Source organism: Streptomyces sp. NPDC016469 (genome assembly GCF_040632905.1).
Taxonomy (GTDB): Bacteria; Actinomycetota; Actinomycetes; order Streptomycetales; family Streptomycetaceae; genus Streptomyces.
Genome location: NZ_JBEYCQ010000011.1, coordinates 210,911 through 231,680, shown reverse-complemented (window position 1 = coordinate 231,680; position 20,770 = coordinate 210,911). Strand labels below are relative to the sequence as shown.

Genomic DNA, 20,770 nt, shown 5'->3' with positions numbered 1-20,770 from the left:
CCGTGTCCGACCGCACCGCCCCGCTCGCACTCCCGGACCTGCGCCGTCTCGTGCACAGCGGGGAGATCGACACCGTCGTCCTGGCCTTCCCCGACATGCAGGGACGGCTCCAGGGCAAACGCTTCGCCGCCCCCTTCTTCCTCGACGAGGTCGTCCGCCACGGCACCGAGGGCTGCGCCTACCTCCTCGCCGTCGACACCGACATGAACACCGTCGACGGGCTACGCCATGTCCTCCTGGGACAACGGATACGGCGACTTCGCCATGCGCCCCGACCTCACCACCCTGCGCCCGGTGCCGTGGCACGAGGGCACCGCCCTGGTCCTCGCCGACCTCGCCTGGGCCGACGGCGCGCCCGTCACCGCCGCGCCCCGGCAGATCCTGCGCCGCCAGCTCGAACGCCTCGCCGCCCACGGCTACACCGCCCACGTCGGGACCGAGCTGGAGTTCATCGTCTTCAAGGACACCTACGAGCAGGCGTGGGACCGGGGCTACCGCGACCTGACCCCCGTCAACCAGTACAACGTCGACTACTCCGTCCTCGGGACCGGCCGCGTCGAACCCCTGCTGCGCCGCATCCGCAACGAGATGGCGGGCGCGGGCCTGGCCGTCGAGTCGGCCAAGGGCGAGTGCAACCCCGGCCAGCACGAGATCGTGTTCCGCTACGACGAGGCCCTGGTCACCTGCGACCAGCACGCTGTCTACAAGACCGGCGCCAAGGAGATCGCCGCCCAGGAGGGCATGGCGCTCACCTTCATGGCCAAGTTCAACGAACGCGAGGGCAACAGCTGCCACATCCACCTCTCGCTGCGCTCCACCACCGACCCCGGACGCTCCGTCATGGCCGCTGCGGACGGCGCCATGGCACCCGTGATGCGGCACTTCCTGGCCGGGCAGCTCGCCGCCCTGCGCGACCTCTCCCTCCTCTTCGCGCCGAACATCGACTCGTACAAGCGGCTGCGCCCCGGCTCCTTCGCCCCGACCGCCGTCGCCTGGGGCCACGACAACCGCACCTGCGCCCTGCGCGTCGTCGGCCACGGCGCATCCCTGCGCTTCGAGAACCGGCTTCCCGGCGGTGACGTCAATCCGTACCTGGCCGTCGCCGGCCTCGTCGCCGCAGGGCTGTACGGCATCGAGCACAAGCTCGAACTCCCCGGACCCTGCGAGGGCAACGCCTACACCGCCGCATACGACCAGGTCCCGGCCACGCTGCGGGAGGCCGCCGCGCTCTGGGAGAACAGCGCGATCGCCCGCGAGGCGTTCGGCGAGGACGTCGTGGCGCACTACCGGACCATGGCCCGCGTCGAACTCGACGCCTTCGACGCCGCGGTGACCGACTGGGAACTGCGCCGCTCCTTCGAACGCCTGTGAGCACGACGTCTTCGAGGCCCACGACCGCTGCGAGGACCACGTGATCCACGAGCACCACGTCCTGAACCCGGCGACCGAAGAGGTCGTCGCCACCGTCCCCGCCACCCCCGCCCCGGACGTCCACACCGCCGTCGTCCGCGCCACCGCCGCCCAGCACACCTGGGCCGGGCTCGCCCCCGCCGACCGGGCCCGGCTGCTGCGCCGGTTCGCCGCCGCCGTCGACGCCCGCACCGAGGAACTGGCCGGGCTGGAGGTCCGGGAGGCCGGCCACACCATCGGCAACGCCCGCTGGGAGGCCGGCAACGTCCGCGACCTGCTCGACTACGCCGCCGGCGGAGCGGAACGGCTCAACGGCCGGCAGATCCCCGTCCCCGGCGGCATCGACGTCACCTTCCTGGAACCCCTGGGGGTCGTCGGCGTCATCGCCCCCTGGAACTTCCCGATGCCCATCGCCGCCTGGGGCACCGCCCCCGCCCTCGCCGCCGGCAACGCGGTGATCCTGAAACCCGCCGAGACCACCCCGCTCACCGCCCTCCGCCTCGCGGAGCTCGCCCTGGAGGCGGGCCTGCCCGAACACCTCTTCCAGGTCCTGCCCGGCGCGGGCGACGAGGCCGGCAACGCCCTGGTCGAACACCCGGACGTCGCCAAGATTGTGTTCACCGGCTCCACCCGCACCGGCAAGCGGATCATGGCCAAGTGCGCCGACCGCCTCAAGCGGGTCACCCTCGAACTCGGCGGCAAGAGCCCCAGCATCGTCTTCGCCGGCGCCGACATCGAGGCCGCAGCGGCCGCCGCGCCCGACTCCTTCCTGGACAACGCCGGCCAGGACTGCTGCGCCCGCACCCGCATCCTCGTCCAGCGCTCCGCGTACGACCGCTTCCTGGAACACCTGGCCCCGGCCGTCGAGGCGTTCCGCGTCGGCGACCCCGCCGACGAGAAGACCCGGATGGGCCCGCTCATCTCCCGTACGCAACTCGAACGCGTACGCGGTTACGTCCCCGAGGGCGCCGCCGCGATCCGGGGGAGCGCGCCCCGGGGGGCCCGGCTTCTGGTTCCCGCCGACCGTCCTCACCGACGTCCCGGCGGACGCGCCCGTCGCCACCGAGGAGGTGTTCGGGCCCGTCGCCGTCGTGCTGCCCTTCGAGGACGAGGCGGACGCCGTGCGGCTCGCCAACGCCACCGACTACGGGCTCGCCGGCTCGCTCTGGACCCGTGACGTGGGGCGCGCCCTGCGCGTGTCCCGGGCCGTCCGGGCGGGCAACCTCTCCGTCAACTCGCACTCCGCGGTGCGCTACTGGACCCCGTTCGGCGGGTTCAAGCAGTCCGGCGTCGGGCGCGAGCTGGGGCCCGACGCCCTCACCGCCTTCACCGAGACCAAGAACGTCTTCCTGAGCACGGAGGTCTGAACCGGAATGACCACGGACCACGGGAACATCTGCCGCCGCCTCGTCGGCCGCACCGCCGTCATCACCGGCGCCGGCAGCGGCATCGGCCTGGCCACCGCCCACCGGCTCGCCTCCGAGGGGGCGAACGTCGTGTGCGGCGACATCGACGCGAAGGCCGGCGAGGCGGCGGCCGAAGCGGTCGGCGGCACCTTCGTACGCGTCGACGTGACCGACCCCGGACAGGTCGCCGAGCTGTTCCGTACGGCCGACGACACCTACGGCTCCGTCGACATCGCGTTCAACAACGCGGGTATCTCGCCGCCCGAGGACGACTCCATCCTCACCACGGAACTGGAGGCGTGGAAGCGCGTCCAGGACGTCAACCTCACCTCCGTCTATCTGTGCTGCAAGGCCGCCCTGCCGTACATGCGCCGCCAGGGCCGGGGCTCCATCATCAACACCGCCTCCTTCGTGGCCCGGATGGGCGCGGCCACCTCGCAGATCTCGTACACCGCGTCCAAGGGCGGGGTGCTGGCGATGACCCGCGAACTGGGCGTCCAGTTCGCCCGCGAAGGCATCCGCGTCAACGCGCTCTGCCCGGGGCCGGTCAACACCCCGCTGCTCCAGGAGCTGTTCGCCAAGGACCCGGAGCGGGCGGCCCGCAGGCTGGTGCACATCCCGCTCGGCCGGTTCGCCGAGGCCACCGAGATCGCCGCCGCCGTCGCCTTCCTGGCGAGCGATGACTCCTCGTTCGTCAACGCCACCGACTTCCTGGTGGACGGCGGTATCTCCGGCGCCTACGTCACACCGCTGTAGACCTCTCTCTAGAGTGGAGCGATGAGCTACCCGACCCCGCCCGGCTGGTATCCGGACACCTCGGCGCCCGGCACCGAGCGCTGGTGGGACGGGACGGCGTGGACCGCCCACACCCGGGCGCCCGCCGCCGCGCCCGTCCACCTCCCCGCCCCCGCCCCGGTTCCGCGGGGCGGCGGGAGCGCCCGGGCCGTCGCGCTCGTGGTGGCCGGAGCGGTCGTCGTCGGCGCCGTCGTCACCGGGGCCGTGCTCCTCACCGGGAACGACGAGCCGGCGGCCCCGGCCGCCCACGCCTCGCAGTCGCCCACCCGGACCGGCGCCGACGGGGTCCCCGGCGACGACGACCCCTCACCGGACGGCACACCCGTGCACGAGGACGCCGACGTGCTCACCGACCAGCTCAACGGCATCACGCTGCCCATCCCGGACGGCTGGGAGCGGCCCGAGCGGACCTCCGGGCAACTCCTCACGATGCGCACCGAGAAGTCGTACGAGTGCCCCGGCGCGTCCGCCTCGTACTGCTATCCCGGCACCGTCACCACCCGGACCCCTGGCGGCACCGACGCCACCACCCCCGAAGCCCTCGCCAAGGAGGACATCACCGAAGCCGCCGACCGCGCCTACGACGAGGACATCCTCGGCCGGCGCATCCACGGCGGCATCACCGCGCACCGGCAGACCGCCGCCGGTGAGGTCACCGTGGCCGGCCGTACCGGCTACTACGTCCGCTGGAAGATCACCACCGCCAAGGGCCCCGGCGGCTACGTGCAGTCCCTCGCCTTCCCCTCGCCCACCGGCAGCGAGTCGCCCGTCATCGTGCGGTACGCCTTCGACGCCGGCCCCGACGGACCGCCCCTGGCCCTCATGGACACCCTCACGCGAGGCATCCGCCCCATCGGCGACACCACCACGGACGGCGGAGTCGGCAGCTCCGTCGAGCACCCGGCCGGCTAGCGGCTAGAGGAACGTACGGCCCTCGCCCCGGTACGTCGGCACCGTCGCCGTCACCCGGTCGCCCTCGATCAGGTGCAGCGCGTCGAACCGCTCGCACAGCTCACCGGCCTTCGCGTGCCGGAACCACACCTTGTCACCGATCAGCAGATCATCGGCCGGGGCCCCCAGCAGCGGGGTCTGCACCTCGCCGGGGCCCTCCTGCGGGTCGTAGCGCAGCCCCTCCGGGAGATACGGCACCGGCAGCCGGTCCACCCCGGCCGCGCCCGACGCCGGATAGCCGCCCCCGAGCACCGTCACCACGCCCACGCCCGGCCGCCGCACCACGGGCTGCGCGAACAGGGCCGCCGGGCGGGCGGTGAACGAGGTGTAGTTGTCGAACAGGCGCGGCACGTACAGCCCCGAGCCGGCGGCGATCTCCGTCACCGCGTCCTCCGCCGCCGTGTGCTGCACGCTGCCCGTGCCGCCCCCGTTCACGAACTCCAGGTCCGGCGCCACGGCCCGGACCGCCCGCACCACCTCGGCCCGCCGGGCCGCCAGCTCCTTGCGGGCCGTGGCCTGCATCAGCCGGATCGCCCGGGACCGCAGCGGACGCCCCGCCACCGAGTCCCCGACGCCCGCGATGTGCCCCTCGTACGCCATCAGCCCCACCAGCCGGAAACCGGGGCGCCGGACCACGGACCTGGCCAGGTCCGCCAGCTGGGCGGGGGAGCGCAGCGGTGAACGCAGGGCCCCGATCCGGACCCGGCCGCCGAGCATCCGCAGCGAGGTGTCCAGCTCCAGGCAGACCCGGATCTCCTGCGTGCCGCCCGCCCGCGCCGCGTCGATCAGGTCCAGCTGGGCGTGGTCGTCCACCATCACCGTCACGGCGGCGGCGAGCTTCGGATCGGCGGCCAGCTCCGCGTACGCCGGGCGGTCGGCCGAGGGGTACGCCAGCAGCACGTCGTCGAATCCGGCCCGGGCCAGCCACAGCGACTCCGCGAGCGTGAACGACATGATCCCGGCGAACCCGGTCCGGGCCAGCACCCGCTCCAGCAGGGACCGGCAGCGCACCGACTTGCTCGCCACCCGGACCGGCTTGCCCGCCGCCCGGCGTACGAGGTCGTCCGCGTTGGCGTCGAACGCCTCCAGATCCACGACGGCGACGGGAGCGTCGAGATGGGCGGTGGCCCGGTCGTAACGGGCCCGGTCAGTGGCTCGGGCAGTCATGGCCGCAGCTTGCCAGACGGTTCTACCGCTGGGTAGGGGGATGATCCGTGCAGATCCGCCGGTGGGCGGACCGCCCGCTCCCACCGGGGTCTCCGCAGCCCGTAGAGTGACGCCCACGCGGCGAACGGGGCCCCGCCCGCGGGCGGGGGACGCGCGGTACGGAACGGACCAGGGGGGCGGATGAGCACCGAAGCACGGCGCGCCCCCGTCCCGCCCCGCCCGGCGGCCCCGCCCCACGCGCCGCCGTACGAGCCCCCGCCGCCCCCCGCCGCCCCGCCGCAGCCCGAGACGCCGGGCCGCCCACGCCGGGCCCTGGCCGCCGGTGTCTGCGGCGTCCTCGGGCTCGGACTGATCGCCGGGGCCGCCGCCGGCAGCCGGCTCACCGAAGGCGCCGACGACGATCCCGCCGCCCGCAGCGCGTACAGCGTGGGCCGGGAAGCCTGGCACAGCATCCCCGTGGACGCCCTCTTCCCCCGCACCCTGAAGGGCGACGGCGCAGGACCCGGCGGCGCCGACCGGGTCTGGACGAGGCTCGCCGTCGCACCCGACAGCGGCTGCGCCGACGCGCTCGACCCGCTGCTCGCCAAGACGCTGCGTACGGTCGGCTGCGCCCGCGTCCTGCGCGCCACGTACACCGACGCGACCGCCAGCAGCGTCACGACGGTCGGGCTCGTCTTCACCGAGGCCGACACCGACGCGATGCGGGCCCTCGGCGCCCGGTTCGCCGACCAGCACCTCGACCGCCGCACCGACCTGCTGCCCCGCGCCTACCCCGTGAAGGCCGGCCCGGCCGCCTCGTTCGGCGCCCGGCAGCGCGCCAGCTGGTCCGTCCACGTGCTGACCGAGATCCCCGTCGTCGCCTTCGCCGTGACCGGGTTCGCCGACGGACGCGTGAGCGCCCCGCCCCAGCCCGCCGACCGGGCCATGGCCACCGGCGCCACGACCCCCGCCGCGCAGGCCGGACTCGGCCACGAGGCCAAGGGCCTCTCCGACGGCGTCGAACGCGCGCTGCGTACCCACGTCGCCGACCTCACGGAGCGGTCGCGTTGAAACACGCCCTGGGCGTCCTCTGCGCGGCCGCCGCCCTCGCCTTGCTCCCCGCGACCCCCGCCGGCGCGGACACCATCCGGGCCCAGCAGTGGGGCCTGGCCGCCCTGCACACCGACCGGGCCTGGGAGACCACGCGCGGCAAGGGTGTCACCGTCGCCGTGGTCGACACCGGGGTCGACGGCAGCCTGCCCGATCTCGCGGGGCAGGTCCTGCCCGGCAAGGACCTCATCGGCTTCGGCGCCGGGCGCGGCGACAAGGCATGGGCCAGACACGGCACCGCCATGGCCGGGATCATCGCGGGCCGGGGCCACGGCAGCGGACGCGCCGACGGCGTCCTCGGCATCGCGCCCGAGGCGAAGATCCTCCCGGTCCGCGTCATCCTCGAAGCGAGCGACCCGGACCGCGCCGAGGCCCGCAGGACCCGGGGCACCGCGCTCGCCGACGGCATCCGCTGGGCCGCCGACCACGGCGCCGACGTCATCAACCTCTCCCTCGGCGACGACAGCGAGTCCGCGCACCCCGAGCCCGGCGAGGACGCGGCCGTCCAGTACGCGCTGAAGAAGGGCGCCGTCGTCGTCGCCTCGGCCGGCAACGGGGGCGAGAAGGGCGACCACATCTCGTACCCCGCCGCCTACCCCGGGGTGATCGCCGCCGCGGCCGTGGACCGGTACGGCACCCATGCCTCGTTCTCCACCCGCCGCTGGTACGCCACCGTGAGCGCCCCCGGCGACGACATCGTCGTACCGGCGCCCGACCGCAAGTACTACGTGGAGTGGGGCACGTCCGCCGCCGCCGCGTTCGTCTCCGGCGCGGTGGCCCTCGTGAAGTCCGCGCACCCCGGGCTCACGCCCGCGCAGATCAGGAAGCTGCTCACCGACACCGCGCGCGACGCCCCCGCCGGCGGCCGCGACGACGCACGCGGCCACGGGATCGTCGACCCGGCGGCGGCCATCGAGGCGGGCGGCGGCCTCCGCTCCGCCGACGCACGCGGCGGCTCCGCCCCGGCCGGATACCGCAAGCGGTACTTCGGCGCCGGGCCCACGCCAGAGCCCGGGGACGACGGACCGGCCGGATGGCTCGCCCCGGCGGCCGGGGGCCTCGGCGTGCTCCTGCTGGCGGCGGGCGCGCTGTTGTGGCGCGGCCGCTCCCCGCTCGGCCGGAACCGCTGACCGTGCGCCGCCGGCCAGGCACTAGGCTCGCCCTGTGGCGCAGAAGAACATCCCGGACCCCGGTTTCTCCGACGACGACGGCACCGCCGACCCCGCCCTGGCCTCGGCGCTCGCCGCCTGGGCCGAGGACCGTGCGGCGATCGCGCCGGTCCTCGAAGCGCTGAAGGGGGCCCGGCTCCTGGTCCCCGTCGTGGCCGTCCTCGGCGAGGTGGAGGAGGACGAGCGGGGGCTGCGGCGCGAGAAGACCAGTGACATGGCGGTGCCCACCCTCCAGGCCGGGGACCGCCGGGCCCTGCCCGCGTTCACCTCCACCGCGTCGCTGGCCCAGTGGGACCCGCAGGCCCGCCCCGTCGCCGTACCCCTGCACCAGGCGCTCCAGGCCGCCGCGCACGAGAAGGCCGACACGGTGGTGCTCGACCTCGCCGGTCCGGTGGCCTTCGAGCTGACCGGGGCCGCCCTGCGCGCCCTCGCCGAGGGCCGTACCAGCGCGGACCCGCTGGACGACCCCGCGGTCACCGCCGCCGTCCGCGCGGCGGTCGCCGCCGAGCCCGCCGTGCTCCGCGCCCACCTCGGCCCCGGCAGCGCCGACGGCACCCTCGCCCTGGTCCTCGCGGCGGACGCCGACCCGGCCGGGGCGGCGGGCCGGGTCGCCCGCGCGCTGGCCGCCGACGAGGTGCTGCGCGCCCGGCTGGTCCGGGGCCTGGACCTCGCGCTGCTCCCGGCCGGGGCGCACACGCCGGGTGAGCCCCTGTTCACGCGCTGAGCGCCCGTACGGCTCAGCGCGCGCGGAGCCGCACCCCACCGGAGAATTGCGAAGAAAAGGGACGATCTTCGCGAGGTGGTTGTATGCAGACGCGGACAGCCGTGTCGGAGTTCCTCGGCACCCTGCTGCTGGTCTTCTTCGGTGTCGGCTCGGCGGTGCTGTGCACCGAGTTCATCGGGGTCGTGGGCATCGCCCTGTCCTTCGGCTTCGTGTTGCTCGCACTCGCCTATGCCCTCGGCCCGGTCTCCGGCTGCCACATCAACCCGGCGGTCACCCTGGGCATGCTGGCCGCCCGGCGGATCGACGTGCGCACGGCCGTGACGTACTGGATCGCACAGTTCGTCGGCGGCATCGCCGGCGCGGCGCTGCTGTTCCTGCTGGCCAAGCAGGTGCCGGGGCTGAAGACGAGCGGGCACTTCGGCAGCAACGGCTACGGCGACCGCTCCGACGTGCACATCAACATCGGCGGCGCCTTCCTCGCCGAGGTGGTGCTCACCTTCCTGCTGGTCTTCGTGGTCCTCGCGGTGACCCACAAGGTCGCGGTCGTCGGCTTCGACGGGCTGCCCATCGGCATCTCCCTCGCGGTCATCCACCTGGTCGGCATCCCGCTCACCGGCACCTCGGTCAACCCGGCCCGGAGCCTCGGCCCGGCCCTGTTCGCGGGCGGCGCGGCCCTCTCCCAGCTGTGGCTGTTCATCGTGGCCCCCCTGGCCGGCGGCATCCTCGCGGCGCTCGCCCACCGGCTGACCCACCCCTCCATGCGCGGCGGGGAGACGACCGCGGAGGTCTGACCCGCGCCCGCGGAGCGAAGAGCCCCCGCCGGGCGGACCGGCGGGGGCTCGTGCGCGTACGGGAGAGGGGCGGCGGCTCAGCCGAAAACGGGGCCGGTGTACTTCTCGCCCGGGCCCTGGCCCGGCTCGTCCGGGACGAGCGACGCCTCACGGAAGGCCAGCTGGAGGGACTTCAGGCCGTCGCGCAGCGGGGCGGCGTGGAAGGAGCTGATCTCGGTGGTGCTGGCGTCCAGCAGACCGGCCAGCGCGTGGACCAGCTTGCGGGCCTCGTCCAGGTCCTTGTGCGCGTCACCGTCGTCGGTCAGGCCGAGCTTCACGGCGGCGGCGCTCATCAGGTTGACGGCGACCGTCACGATCACCTCGACGGCGGGCACCTCCGCGATGTCGCGGGCCATCTCGTCGAAGCCGGGGGAATCACTGCTGGGGGTCGCGTCACTCATGCGCCTTACGATAGGCCCCCGGCGACGGCCCTCCGTCTGCGGGAGCCGATGAGACGGTCGGTTGGTGCCCGCAGGGCCGAGCTGCTAACCTTGTGTAACGACCGGCCGGACAGCTATGTGCCCGGCCCACAAGTGGAGGCTCCGCTCTCCCACCTGGCCGCCCTCAGGGCGGCGGGTCACCGGTCAGGCGGTCCCCATCGTTCCGTACGGACGATGGAGCCGCCCGATGCGCCCCGCGGTTCACCGTGGCGGTGTTCCGGTTTTCCAGGAGCCCCGCCTGTGTCCCGTCCGGGGCATTTTTGTTGCTCCGATGCGGTTGGTCTGTCTGAAAAAGACGTTACGCGGCTGTCCGCCAGGCGGTCGCGTGGTGCTACCGAGGAGGATCCATCAGCGCCGAGCCCCGCATCAACGACCGGATTCGCGTGCCCGAGGTGCGACTTGTCGGTCCCAGTGGCGAGCAGGTTGGGATTGTGCCGCTTGCCAAGGCCCTGGAACTCGCACAGGAGTACGACCTCGACCTGGTCGAGGTGGCGGCAACCGCCCGTCCGCCCGTGTGCAAGCTCATGGACTACGGGAAGTTCAAGTACGAGTCGGCCATGAAGGCCCGTGAAGCGCGCAAGAACCAGGCGCACACGGTCATCAAGGAGATGAAGCTCCGGCCGAAGATCGACCCGCACGACTATGACACCAAGAAGGGTCACGTCGTCCGGTTCCTCAAGCAGGGCGACAAGGTCAAGATCACGATCATGTTCCGCGGTCGTGAGCAGTCCCGCCCCGAACTGGGCTTCCGGCTGCTCCAGCGTCTCGCTTCGGACGTGGAGGAACTCGGCTTCATCGAGTCCAACCCGAAGCAGGACGGCCGGAACATGATCATGGTTCTGGGCCCGCACAAGAAGAAGACCGAAGCCATGGCCGAGGCCCGCGAGGCCCAGGCCGCCCGCAAGGCGGAGCGCCAGGGGAACACCACCCCCGACGCCGCGCCCGCGGACCAGGCCCCCGAGGCTCCGGCCGAGGCGGCGCCCGAGGCCGAGGCCGAGACACCTTCCGAGGCGTGACCGCGGGGGGTGCCACCCAGGCACCCCCGGGTCCTCCCGGAACCCCCATCAAGATCTGACGCCCCCGCAGTCCGGTGCCCGCACCGAGAGGGGCGCCACTGACGAGGAGAGAACGGCGCGATGCCGAAGAACAAGACGCACAGCGGTGCCAGCAAGCGCTTCAAGATCACCGGCTCCGGCAAGGTGCTTCGCGAGCGGGCCGGCAAGCGCCACCTGCTCGAGCACAAGTCGTCCAAGAAGACGCGCTCGCTGACCGGCACGGTCGTCGCGGCTCCGGCCGACGCCAAGAAGGTCAAGAAGCTTCTCGGCAAGTGAGGCCGTCGTCCCCGGTGAGCCCGGGGACGCGCCCTCGATCCGACCGGGACCCATTCGTTTCCGGGCCGTGTGAGTACGACCACGGCCCCGCTACAAGGAGTTAACAAGTGGCACGCGTCAAGCGGGCAGTCAACGCACACAAGAAGCGCCGGGCGATCCTCGAGCAGGCCAGCGGTTACCGCGGTCAGCGTTCGCGCCTGTACCGCAAGGCCAAGGAGCAGGTCACCCACTCCCTGGTCTACAACTACAACGACCGCAAGAAGCGCAAGGGCGACTTCCGTCAGCTCTGGATCCAGCGCATCAACGCGGCTGCCCGCCAGAACGGCATGACGTACAACCGCCTCATCCAGGGTCTGAAGGCCGCCAACATCGAGGTGGACCGCAAGATCCTGGCCGAGCTCGCGGTCAACGACGCCAACGCGTTCGCCGCCCTCGTCGAGGTCGCCCAGAAGGCCCTCCCGAGCGACGTCAACGCCCCGAAGGCCGCCTGACCCAGGCCGCACTTCCTGGCACTTGAGCCGGACCCGCAGGCGCCCGCCGTCTGCGGGTCCGGTGCGTTGTACCCCCAGCACCCTTTTCCGACGCAGAGAGGCCCGCCGCCGACATGGGCACCCCCGAACTGATCTCCCCGCGTTCGCCGCGCGTCGCCGCCGCCCGGCGGCTGGCCAGGCGCAACTTCCGCGGCAAGGAGCGCCGGTTCATCGCCGAGGGGCCGCAGGCCGTGCGCGAGGCCGCCGGGCACCGGGGCGGCGACGGCGAACCGACCCTGGTCGAGCTCTTCGCCACCGTCGAGGCCGCCGAACGCTACGCCGCCATCATCGACGCCGCCCACGCGGCCGGCGCCCGCGTCCACCTCGCCGGCGCCGACGTCCTGGCCGACGTCTCCCAGACCGTCACCCCGCAGGGCCTCATCGGGGTCTGCCGCTTCCTCGACTCGCCCTTCGACGCGATCCTCGCGGCCCGGCCCAAGCTGGTCGCCGTCCTGGCCCACGTCCGCGACCCCGGCAACGCCGGAACGGTGCTGCGCTGCGCCGACGCGGCGGGCGCCGACGCGGTGGTCCTGACCGACGCCTCCGTCGACCTGTACAACCCCAAGTCGGTGCGCGCCTCGGTCGGTTCGCTCTTCCACCTGCCGGTCGCCGTGGGCGTCCCCGTCGAACAGGCCGTACGCGGGCTGCGCGAGGCGGGCGTCCGCATCCTGGCCGCCGACGGGGCGGGCGCGGACGACCTGGACGACGAGCTGGACGCCGGCACGATGGGCGGGCCCACCGCCTGGGTCTTCGGCAACGAGGCGTGGGGCCTGCCGGAGGAGACCCGCGCCCTGGCCGACGCCGTGGTGCGGGTGCCGATCCACGGCAAGGCGGAGAGCCTGAACCTCGCCACCGCCGCCGCCGTCTGCCTGTACGCCTCCGCGCGCGCCCAGCGTCCCCGCCGCACCACCGGCTGAGCCCCCGCCACGCCCCCGGCCGCCGACGGAGAGCCGCCGCAGGGTGTCGCTCCGTCACCGACGACTAGTAGGGTGACGAGCTCGGGGGCCCACCGGTTCGAGAGTGGGGTACGGGAATGGCTGTCGGCATGAGTGGGCCCCGCGCGGCACACGCGATCTTCGCGGACGCCGCGGCGGGCGGCCTCGGGCTGGACCCCGACGACCTCCCCGACGGGCTCGTCGTCGCGGACGGGACCGGCCGGATCATCTGCTTCAACGCCGCCGCCGTCCGGATCACCGCCGTGCCGGAGGCCGCCGCCCTCGGCCGCCCGGTGGAGCAGGTGCTGCCGCTGGAAGACCTCAAGGGCCGCCGCTGGTGGGAGCTGACCGACCCCTACGGCGGCCTCGCCACCCGGACCGGCCAGCCCGAGCGCAACCTCCTGCTGCCCGGCGGGCGCGAGGTCCTGGTCTCCGCCCGCTATGTGCGCGAAACCCCCACCGGCCCGGTCCGCCGCCTGGTCGTCAGCCTGCGCGGCACGGAGGCCCGCCGCCGCACCGAGCGCAGCAACGCCGAGCTCATCGCGACCGTCGCCCACGAACTGCGCTCGCCGCTGACCTCGGTCAAGGGCTTCACGGCGACGCTCCTGGCCAAGTGGGAGCGGTTCACCGACGACCAGAAGCGCCTGATGCTGGAGACGGTGTACGCGGACGCCAACCGGGTCACCCGCCTCATCACCGAGCTCCTGGACATCTCCCGGATCGACTCCGGCCGCCTGGAGCTGCGCCGCCAGCCCGTCGACCTGACCGCCGCCGTCGAGCGCCACGTCCAGGCCCACACCGCGGCCGGCCAGGACCCCGGCCGCTTCCTCGTCCGCACCTGCCAGCCGCTGCCCGCGGTGTGGGCCGACCCGGACAAGGTCGACCAGGTGCTCGGCAACCTGCTGGAAAACGCGGTGCGGCACGGTGAGGGAACTGTCACCATCGACGTGGCACCCGCACCGGCGAAGAGCGACGAGAGGGGAGCGGCCGTCACCGTGAGCGACGAAGGTCCCGGCATCCCCGAGGAGTCGATGAGCCGCGTCTTCACCCGTTTCTGGCGGGGCAGCAAGCGCGGCGGCACGGGCCTGGGCCTCTACATCGTCAAGGGCATCGTCGAGGCGCACGGCGGCACCATCACGGTCGGCCGCGGCCCCGGAGGCGGCGCGGAGTTCCGATTTATGCTGCCCGTGAGCACGCCGGCCTACCTGAGTTAAGGCCCCGAGCGGCCCACGGGCGCCCCACCCGCCCCGCGACCCTTAGACTCGACCCTTGGCACCTTTGCGTCCTCCGGTCTTCGAGCGAGGTCACGGGGGTCCGGGAGTATCCCCCGGTAAGCGCAGCACTCAGCCAATCGGAAGTACGGGAAGAGATGTCGGCACCGAACAAGTCGTACGACCCAGTCGAGGTCGAGGCACTGAAACCGGAAGAGATCGAGCGCATCCGGGACGAGGCGCTCGCCGCCTTCGCCGCCGCGGGTGACCTCGACGCGCTCGCCCAGGCGAAGACCGCGCACACCGGTGGCACCTCGCCCCTGTCGCTCGCCAACCGCGAGATCGGCGCACTGCCCCCGCAGGCCAAGGCCGAGGCCGGCAAGCGCGTCGGCCAGGCCCGCGCCGCCGTGGGCCGCGCCCTCGCGGCACGCCAGGCGGAGCTGGAGGCCGAGCGTGACGCCCGCGTGCTGGTCGAGGAGGCGGTGGACGTCACCCTGCCCTACGACCGCACCCCGGCCGGCGCCCGCCACCCGCTGACGACCTTCATGGAGCGCGTCGCCGACGTCTTCGTGGCCATGGGCTACGAGATCGCCGAGGGCCCCGAGGCCGAGGCCGAGTGGTTCAACTTCGACGCCCTCAACTTCGTGCCCGACCACCCGGCCCGGCAGATGCAGGACACCTTCTTCGTCCAGGGCGCCGACGGCGCGAAGACCGACGAGTCCGGTGTCGTCCTGCGTACGCACACCTCCCCGGTCCAGGCCCGTACGCTGCTCGACCGCGAGCCCCCGGTGTACGTCGTCTGCCCCGGCCGCGTCTACCGCACCGACGAGCTCGACGCCACGCACACCCCGGTCTTCCACCAGATCGAGCTGCTCGCCGTGGACGAGGGCCTGACCATGGCCGACCTGAAGGGCACCCTCGACCACATGGTCCAGGCGCTCTTCGGCCCGGACATGAAGACCCGGCTGCGGCCGAACTTCTTCCCGTTCACCGAGCCGTCCGCCGAGATGGACATGGTCTGCTACGTCTGCCGCGGCGCGTCCGTCGGCAACCCGGACCGCCCCTGCCGCACCTGCGGCAGCGAGGGCTGGATCGAGCTCGGCGGCTGCGGCATGGTCAACCCCAAGGTGCTCACCGCCTGCGGCGTCGACCCCCGGAAGTACAGCGGATTCGCCTTCGGGTTCGGCATCGAACGGATGCTGATGTTCCGCCACAACGTCGAAGACATGCGAGACATGGTCGAAGGTGACGTCCGGTTCACCCGGCCCTTCGGGATGGAGATCTGATGCGCGTCCCGCTTTCCTGGCTGCGGGAATACGTCGACCTGCCGGCCACCGAGACCGGCCGTGACGTGCAGGCCAAGCTGGTCGCCGTCGGCCTGGAGGTCGAGACGGTCGAGCAGACCGGCGCCGGCCTCACCGGTCCGCTGGTCGTCGGACAGGTGCTGACCATCGAGGAGCTGGAGGGCTTCAAGAAGCCCATCCGCTTCTGCACGGTGGACGTCGGCACCGCCAACGGCACCGGCGAGCCGCAGGAGATCGTCTGCGGCGCCCGTAACTTCGCCGTCGGGGACAAGGTCGTCGTGGTCCTGCCCGGCGCCGTGCTCCCCGGCGACTTCGCGATCGCCGCGCGCAAGACGTACGGCAAGACCTCGCACGGCATGATCTGCTCCGCCGACGAGCTCGGCATGGGCGACGACGGCACCCACGGCATCATCGTGCTCCCGCCCGAGTACGAGGCCGGCACCGACGCGATCGAGCTCCTGGAGCTCCGCGACGAGGTCCTGGACATCGCCGTCACACCCGACCGCGGCTACTGCCTGTCGATGCGCGGCGTCGCCCGCGAGACCGCCATCGCCTACGGCCTGCCGCTGCGCGACCCGGCGCTCCTGGACGTGCCCGCGCCCAACGCGTACGGCTACCCGGTCAAGGTCTCCGACCCGATCGGCTGCTCCCGCTTCACCGCGCGCACCGTCGTCGGGCTCCAGCCCGAGGCCCGCACCCCGATCTGGATGCAGCGCCGGCTGCAGAAGGCGGGCATGCGGCCGATCTCGCTCGCCGTGGACGTCACCAATTACGTGATGCTCGAACTCGGCCAGCCGCTGCACGCCTACGACCGGACCCGCATCGACGGCCCGATCGGGGTCCGCCGTGCCGAGCAGGGCGAGAAGCTCACCACGCTCGACGGCGCGGTCCGCGTCCTGGACTCCGGCGACCTCGTCATCACCGACAACCGCGGCCCCATCGGTCTCGCGGGCGTCATGGGCGGCGCCGACACGGAGATCGCCGACGCCGCCGAGGGCGCGCACACCGCCGAGGTCGTCATCGAGGCCGCGCACTTCGACGCGATCTCGATCGCCCGCACCGCGCGCCGCCACAAGCTGCCCTCCGAGGCGTCCAAGCGCTTCGAGCGCGGCGTCGACCCGCAGGCCGCCGCCGCTGCCGCGCAGCGCACCGTCGACCTGCTGGTCCTGCTGGCCGGCGGCACCGCCGAGGCGGGCGTCACCGAGGTCAGCGCCCCGTCCGGGCCCCGCACCATCACCATGCCGGCCGACCACCCCGACAAGGTCGCCGGCGTCGCCTACGGCCGCGAGACCGTCGTCCGCCGCCTCCAGGAGGTCGGCTGCGACGTCTACGGGCAGGACGAGCTCCTGGTCACCACGCCGTCCTGGCGGCCCGACCTCACCGAGCCGAACGACCTCGCCGAAGAGGTCATTCGCCTGGAGGGCTACGAGAACCTGCCCTCCACGCTCCCGACCCCGCCCTCCGGCCGCGGCCTCACCGACCGCCAGCGGCTGCACCGCCGCGTCGGCCGGGCGCTCGCGGGCGCGGGTTACGTCGAGGCGCTGAGCTACCCGTTCATCGGCGAGGCGGTCCTCGACCAGCTCGGCCTGGAGGCGGACGACGCCCGCCGCCGCACGGTGAAGCTCGTCAACCCGCTCTCCGACGAGGAGCCCTCGCTGCGCACCACCCTGCTGCCGGGTCTCCTCGGCGCACTGCGGCGCAACGACGGCCGCGGCAGCCACGACCTCGCGCTCTTCGAGACCGGCCTCGTCTTCAGGCCCACGGGCGACGAGACCAAGCCCGTCCGGCTGCCCGTCGACCGGCGCCCCTCGGAGCAGGACATCGCCTCGCTCGACGCCGCGCTCCCGCGTCAGCCGCGCCGTGCCGCCGTCGTCCTCGCGGGCGCCCGCGAGCAGGCCGGCTGGTGGGGCAAGGGCCGCCCGGCCGACTGGGCGGACTCCGTCGAGGCCGCTCGTACGGTCGCCCGCGAGGCCGGGGTCGAGGTCACCGTCCGCGCCGACCGGCACGCCCCCTGGCACCCGGGCCGCTGCGCCGCGCTGTACGTGACCGTGGCCGGCGAGGAGACCCTGTTCGGGCACGCCGGTGAGCTGCACCCGCGCGTCATCAAGGAGCTCCACCTGCCCGAGCGCACCTGCGCCATGGAGGTCGACCTCGACATCCTGGAGCAGGCCGTCGACGGCGTCCTGCGGGCCCCGCGGATCTCCACCTTCCCGGTGGCGACCCAGGACGTCGCGCTGGTCGTCGGCCAGGACGTGCCCGCCGCCGACGTGGAGCGCGCGCTCCGCGAGGGCGCGGGGGAACTCCTGGAGTCGCTGCGGCTGTTCGACGTCTTCACGGGCGAGCAGATCGGTGAGGGCAGCAAGTCCCTGGCGTACGCGCTGCGCTTCCGCGCCACCGACCGGACCCTGACGGTCGACGAGGCGAGCGCCGCCCGTGACGCGGCGGTGACCCTGGCCGCCGAGCGTACGGGCGCGGTACTGCGCGGAGCGTAGTCACCCCGCGCGAAACACGAGAAGGAGGGGCGTGTCCGGCCACCGGACACGCCCCTCCTGTGTGCTCGCCGTCCGCCTCCGCCGCGGAGTGTCGGGCAGGCCGGCGGGGTGGACAGCGCGGCTGCGGGCCGCCTTGCTGTACGAGGGGGAGCAGACGGCCCGTCCGCGCCCTGCGAGGGCATTCATTCAAGCGAGCCACCGGCCGCTCCGGCAGCGTGCGCGGAGGGACGGTTCGGGCATTCCGTTCACACCCCGTGTGAATCGTGCTCCACTGGGGCGACACGTCCTGGCGTGCCGAACCACCGGAGGGGGACATGGGGCCGAGGGAGCCCAACACCGCGCTGGAGGCCCTGATCGAGGAGGCCGGTGTCTCCCGGGCGGGACTGGCCGCCCATGTGAACCGGGCCGGCCGCGCGCGTGGTCTCGGGCTGCGGTACGAACACACCGCCGTCGCCCGCTGGCTGAAGGGCCAGCGCCCGCGCGGCCAGGTGCCCGACCTGATCTGCGAGGTGCTGGGAGACCGCCTGCGCAGGGCCGTGTCGCTGGACGACATCGGCATGGCGGCCCCCGACGGCGGCCGCCCGCCCGTCCAGGGCTCCTCGCTCACCGGCTTCGTGGAACGGGCCACCGCGGTGTGGCGCTGCGACGCCCAGCAGCGCCCGCACGTCGTCGCCGCCCCGGCCGTCACCGGGACCGGCGCCGTGATGCCCGTCTGGGAGTGGGAGAACCCGCCGGAGGACGCCGATGTGTCGCGGGCCGGGCCGTCCAGGGTCGGTGCGGCCGATCTGGCAACCCTGCGGGCCGCCCGTGACCACTACGAACTGATGTACCGCAAGGCGGGCGGGATCGCGACCCGGGCGCGCGTCGTCGGCTTCCTCAACGCCGGGGCCGCCCCGCTGCTGCGCGGCGGCTACAGCGACGCGACGGGTCGTCAGCTGCACCGCGCCGCAGGCGCGTTGGTGGCCGTCGCCGGCATCTGCGCCTACGACTCCGACGCGCACGGCCTCGCCCAGCGCTACTTCCACCAGGCGCTGCGGCTGGCCAAGGCGAGCGGAGACCGGGCGCTCGGCGGTTACGTGATCGCGCTCCTGGTCAACCAGTCGCTGTTCCTCGCCGAGTTCCGCCAGTCCGTCGCCTTCGCGGAGGCGGCCCTGCGCGCGGCCGGCCGCGAGATCACCCCCGCGCTCGCCTCCGACCTCCACGCGATGCAGGCCAAGGCGTACGCCCGGCTCGGGGACCGGGGCAGCGCGCTGGCGTGCATCGGCCGCGCCGAGTCCGAGGCCGCCCGCATCAGGCCGGGCCGGGAGCCGGACGAGACGGGCTACGTGCAGCCGGGCCTGGTCGATGTGCAGGTGGCCGAGGCGCTGCTGAGCCTCGGGGACCTGCCGGCGGCCCGGGAGCACGCGGTGGCGGCGGTCCGGACCCCCGCGCACGACCGGGGCCGGGTCCACCGCCTCGCCATGCTCGCCACGGTCGAGCTGCGCCGGGGCGAGGCGGACCGGGCGGCGGCCACGGCGGTCGAAATGGCGGACCGGGCCCGGGGCATGGAGTCGCAGCGGCTGCGCGACCGGCTGCGGGCGGTCCGCGCGGACCTGGCCGCCAGCGGAAGTACCGAGGCGGAACGGGCCGCCGAACGCGTGGAAGGGGCGCTGCGCGTACCGCTGTGAGCCGAACTCTGCTGCGATACGGCCACCAACGATCGAAGGGTGGCAGAACCGTGCAGTGGATGAACCTGAACGAACAACCCGTGTACGAGAACCGTTTGTTCCGGGTCAACCTGGCCGACGTCGAGCTCCCCGACGGAGGCCGGCTCGACCACTACGTCATCCGGCTGCGCCCGGTGGCCGCGGCCACCGTCGTCAACGCGGCGAACGAGGTGCTGCTGCTGTGGCGACACCGCTTCATCACCGACAGCTGGGGCTGGGAGCTGGCGGCGGGCGTCGTGGAGGACGGCGAATCACCGGTGGCGGCGGCCGCCCGCGAGATGGAGGAGGAGACCGGCTGGCGCCCGGGCCCGCTCCACCCGCTCCTGACCGTGGAACCCTCCAACGGCCTCACCGACGCCCGGCACCACTTCTACTGGGGCGAGGAGGCCGACTGGACGGGTGAACCGTGCGACGCCTTCGAATCCTCACGCCGCGAATGGATACCCCTGAAGCTGGTCCCCGACCTGATCGCCCGCGGCGAGGTCCCGGCGGCGGGCATGGCGGCCGGGCTGATGATGCTGCACCACTTACGACTGGGCTGACCCCGGCTCCGTACGCGCGAGGGATCCGCGGTCCCCGCGCGTACGGGCCCCGGGGACCCCGTAGCGGAGTCCCTCCTCCTGTTCAAGGAGTACCGGAAGGGAAGAGCGTGGTCCGGCTGCAACGGGGGTCCCGTGACGACACGTTGTTCCAGTTGGCCTCGGGGCACTCGTCCGGATGGAACTCAGCGAAAAGGACCTGATGAGTCCAGCGCCATCTGTCGCCGAACCGTTCCATGTAGCTGTACGACGGCTCCGCGGAGCCGGGGCCCGCTTGAGCAACTTCCGCCCACCCTCCCTGTACCGTCACCTTCTGCAGGCTGCCCGAGCCGGCAGCGTTCAGCGTTGAAGATTCCGAGCTGGAGAACAGTTCGCCCACGGCATCGGCACACGTGCCCGGGGTCGTCTTCTCCAGCAGCGCGCGATATTCCACGGTCATCAGAGCGCAAACGGTCTCCGCGTCGCGCTTCCGCACCGCCTCGGTCGTTGCGGCCCAGGTCTCGCGGACACCGGCTTCGCCCGGCTGAGCCCCGATCCGAGAGACGGACACCCCGTCTCCGCGCGCGGCCCAGTAGGCACCCGCGCCGGTTCCGGCAACCACCAGGATCCCGAGCACGATCCACCACGCGCCGCGGCCGCCCTTCTTCGTCGTGTGATGAGTGGTGGAGTTGATGTCCCGGCCGGCCATGGTCGCCCCGTCACCCGCGGTGAACACGGTCACGGGAGGATGGGCAGGGGGTG

The 20,770-nt window shown here is 73.4% G+C and carries 18 protein-coding genes and 2 pseudogenes; 17 read left to right on the top strand and 3 right to left on the bottom strand.

The window, feature by feature from the left end:
- Positions 1 to 2 precede the first annotated feature (2 nt).
- From ABZ565_RS15545 to ABZ565_RS15530, 4 genes and pseudogenes are all read left to right on the top strand, one after another.
- A pseudogene (locus tag ABZ565_RS15545) lies at positions 3 to 1,371 on the top strand (glutamine synthetase family protein).
- Between the two features lie 40 nt (positions 1,372 to 1,411).
- Positions 1,412 to 2,777: pseudogene (locus ABZ565_RS15540) on the top strand (aldehyde dehydrogenase family protein).
- A gap of 6 nt (positions 2,778 to 2,783) precedes the next feature.
- Positions 2,784 to 3,572, top strand: coding sequence for a 3-oxoacyl-ACP reductase (locus tag ABZ565_RS15535; protein WP_361025869.1), 789 nt, complete (start codon positions 2,784 to 2,786; stop codon positions 3,570 to 3,572).
- A gap of 21 nt (positions 3,573 to 3,593) precedes the next feature.
- Complete coding sequence (locus ABZ565_RS15530) at positions 3,594 to 4,523, top strand: DUF2510 domain-containing protein (protein ID WP_361025866.1); 930 nt, start codon at positions 3,594 to 3,596, stop codon at positions 4,521 to 4,523.
- Between the two features lie 3 nt (positions 4,524 to 4,526).
- On the opposite strand, the gene ABZ565_RS15525 is transcribed toward ABZ565_RS15530, so the two are convergent.
- Positions 4,527 to 5,729 carry an amino acid deaminase/aldolase gene (locus ABZ565_RS15525; protein WP_361025863.1) on the bottom strand — a complete coding sequence of 401 codons (1,203 nt, stop codon included), beginning with the start codon at positions 5,727 to 5,729 and terminating at the stop codon, positions 4,527 to 4,529.
- A 312-nt stretch (positions 5,730 to 6,041) separates the two neighbouring features.
- Here ABZ565_RS15525 and ABZ565_RS15520 point away from each other — a divergent pair, with 312 nt between their 5' ends.
- From ABZ565_RS15520 to ABZ565_RS15505, 4 genes are all read left to right on the top strand, one after another.
- Positions 6,042 to 6,779, top strand: a complete 738-nt coding sequence (locus ABZ565_RS15520; protein WP_361025908.1) for a hypothetical protein — start codon at positions 6,042 to 6,044, stop codon at positions 6,777 to 6,779.
- A complete protein-coding gene (gene mycP, locus ABZ565_RS15515) occupies positions 6,776 to 7,948 on the top strand; it encodes a type VII secretion-associated serine protease mycosin (RefSeq protein ID WP_361025860.1) in 1,173 nt (390 codons plus the stop codon). Before ABZ565_RS15520 ends, mycP begins: the two co-directional genes overlap by 4 nt.
- Positions 7,949 to 7,982: 34 nt before the next feature.
- Positions 7,983 to 8,711 (top strand): SseB family protein, encoded by a 729-nt coding sequence (locus tag ABZ565_RS15510; RefSeq protein ID WP_361025857.1) that lies wholly within the window; start codon positions 7,983 to 7,985, stop codon positions 8,709 to 8,711.
- A gap of 83 nt (positions 8,712 to 8,794) precedes the next feature.
- Positions 8,795 to 9,502, top strand: a complete 708-nt coding sequence (locus tag ABZ565_RS15505; protein ID WP_361025854.1) for an MIP family channel protein — start codon at positions 8,795 to 8,797, stop codon at positions 9,500 to 9,502.
- 77 nt (positions 9,503 to 9,579) lie between these two features.
- Here the strand turns inward: ABZ565_RS15505 and ABZ565_RS15500 are convergent, their stop codons facing one another.
- Complete coding sequence (locus tag ABZ565_RS15500; RefSeq protein ID WP_361025851.1) at positions 9,580 to 9,942, bottom strand: DUF1844 domain-containing protein; 363 nt, start codon at positions 9,940 to 9,942, stop codon at positions 9,580 to 9,582.
- A gap of 386 nt (positions 9,943 to 10,328) precedes the next feature.
- On the opposite strand from ABZ565_RS15500, the gene infC reads away from it, so the two are divergent.
- From infC to ABZ565_RS15455, 9 genes are all read left to right on the top strand, one after another.
- Complete coding sequence (gene infC, locus ABZ565_RS15495; protein ID WP_361025905.1) at positions 10,329 to 10,997, top strand: translation initiation factor IF-3; 669 nt, start codon at positions 10,329 to 10,331, stop codon at positions 10,995 to 10,997.
- Positions 10,998 to 11,117: 120 nt separating this feature from the next.
- Complete coding sequence (gene rpmI, locus ABZ565_RS15490) at positions 11,118 to 11,312, top strand: 50S ribosomal protein L35 (RefSeq protein ID WP_018103793.1); 195 nt, start codon at positions 11,118 to 11,120, stop codon at positions 11,310 to 11,312.
- 107 nt (positions 11,313 to 11,419) lie between these two features.
- Positions 11,420 to 11,803 carry a 50S ribosomal protein L20 gene (rplT, locus tag ABZ565_RS15485; protein ID WP_018103794.1) on the top strand — a complete coding sequence of 128 codons (384 nt, stop codon included), beginning with the start codon at positions 11,420 to 11,422 and terminating at the stop codon, positions 11,801 to 11,803.
- Positions 11,804 to 11,916: 113 nt separating this feature from the next.
- On the top strand, positions 11,917 to 12,759 hold the full coding sequence (locus tag ABZ565_RS15480) for an RNA methyltransferase (protein ID WP_361025847.1): 843 nt from the start codon (positions 11,917 to 11,919) through the stop codon (positions 12,757 to 12,759).
- Between the two features lie 128 nt (positions 12,760 to 12,887).
- Positions 12,888 to 13,991: a PAS domain-containing sensor histidine kinase gene (locus ABZ565_RS15475; protein ID WP_361025844.1), complete on the top strand. Its 1,104-nt coding sequence runs from the start codon at positions 12,888 to 12,890 to the stop codon at positions 13,989 to 13,991.
- 155 nt (positions 13,992 to 14,146) lie between these two features.
- A complete protein-coding gene (gene pheS / locus ABZ565_RS15470; RefSeq protein WP_361025841.1) occupies positions 14,147 to 15,274 on the top strand; it encodes a phenylalanine--tRNA ligase subunit alpha in 1,128 nt (375 codons plus the stop codon).
- A complete protein-coding gene (gene pheT, locus ABZ565_RS15465; RefSeq protein ID WP_361025839.1) occupies positions 15,274 to 17,784 on the top strand; it encodes a phenylalanine--tRNA ligase subunit beta in 2,511 nt (836 codons plus the stop codon). Before pheS ends, pheT begins: the two co-directional genes overlap by 1 nt.
- A gap of 314 nt (positions 17,785 to 18,098) precedes the next feature.
- Positions 18,099 to 19,451 (top strand): transcriptional regulator, encoded by a 1,353-nt coding sequence (locus ABZ565_RS15460; protein ID WP_361025836.1) that lies wholly within the window; start codon positions 18,099 to 18,101, stop codon positions 19,449 to 19,451.
- Positions 19,452 to 19,501: 50 nt separating this feature from the next.
- Positions 19,502 to 20,032 (top strand): NUDIX domain-containing protein, encoded by a 531-nt coding sequence (locus ABZ565_RS15455; RefSeq protein WP_361025833.1) that lies wholly within the window; start codon positions 19,502 to 19,504, stop codon positions 20,030 to 20,032.
- Between the two features lie 82 nt (positions 20,033 to 20,114).
- Here ABZ565_RS15455 and ABZ565_RS15450 read toward each other — a convergent pair whose 3' ends face one another.
- Positions 20,115 to 20,750 (bottom strand): hypothetical protein, encoded by a 636-nt coding sequence (locus tag ABZ565_RS15450; protein ID WP_361025830.1) that lies wholly within the window; start codon positions 20,748 to 20,750, stop codon positions 20,115 to 20,117.
- Positions 20,751 to 20,770 lie beyond the last annotated feature (20 nt).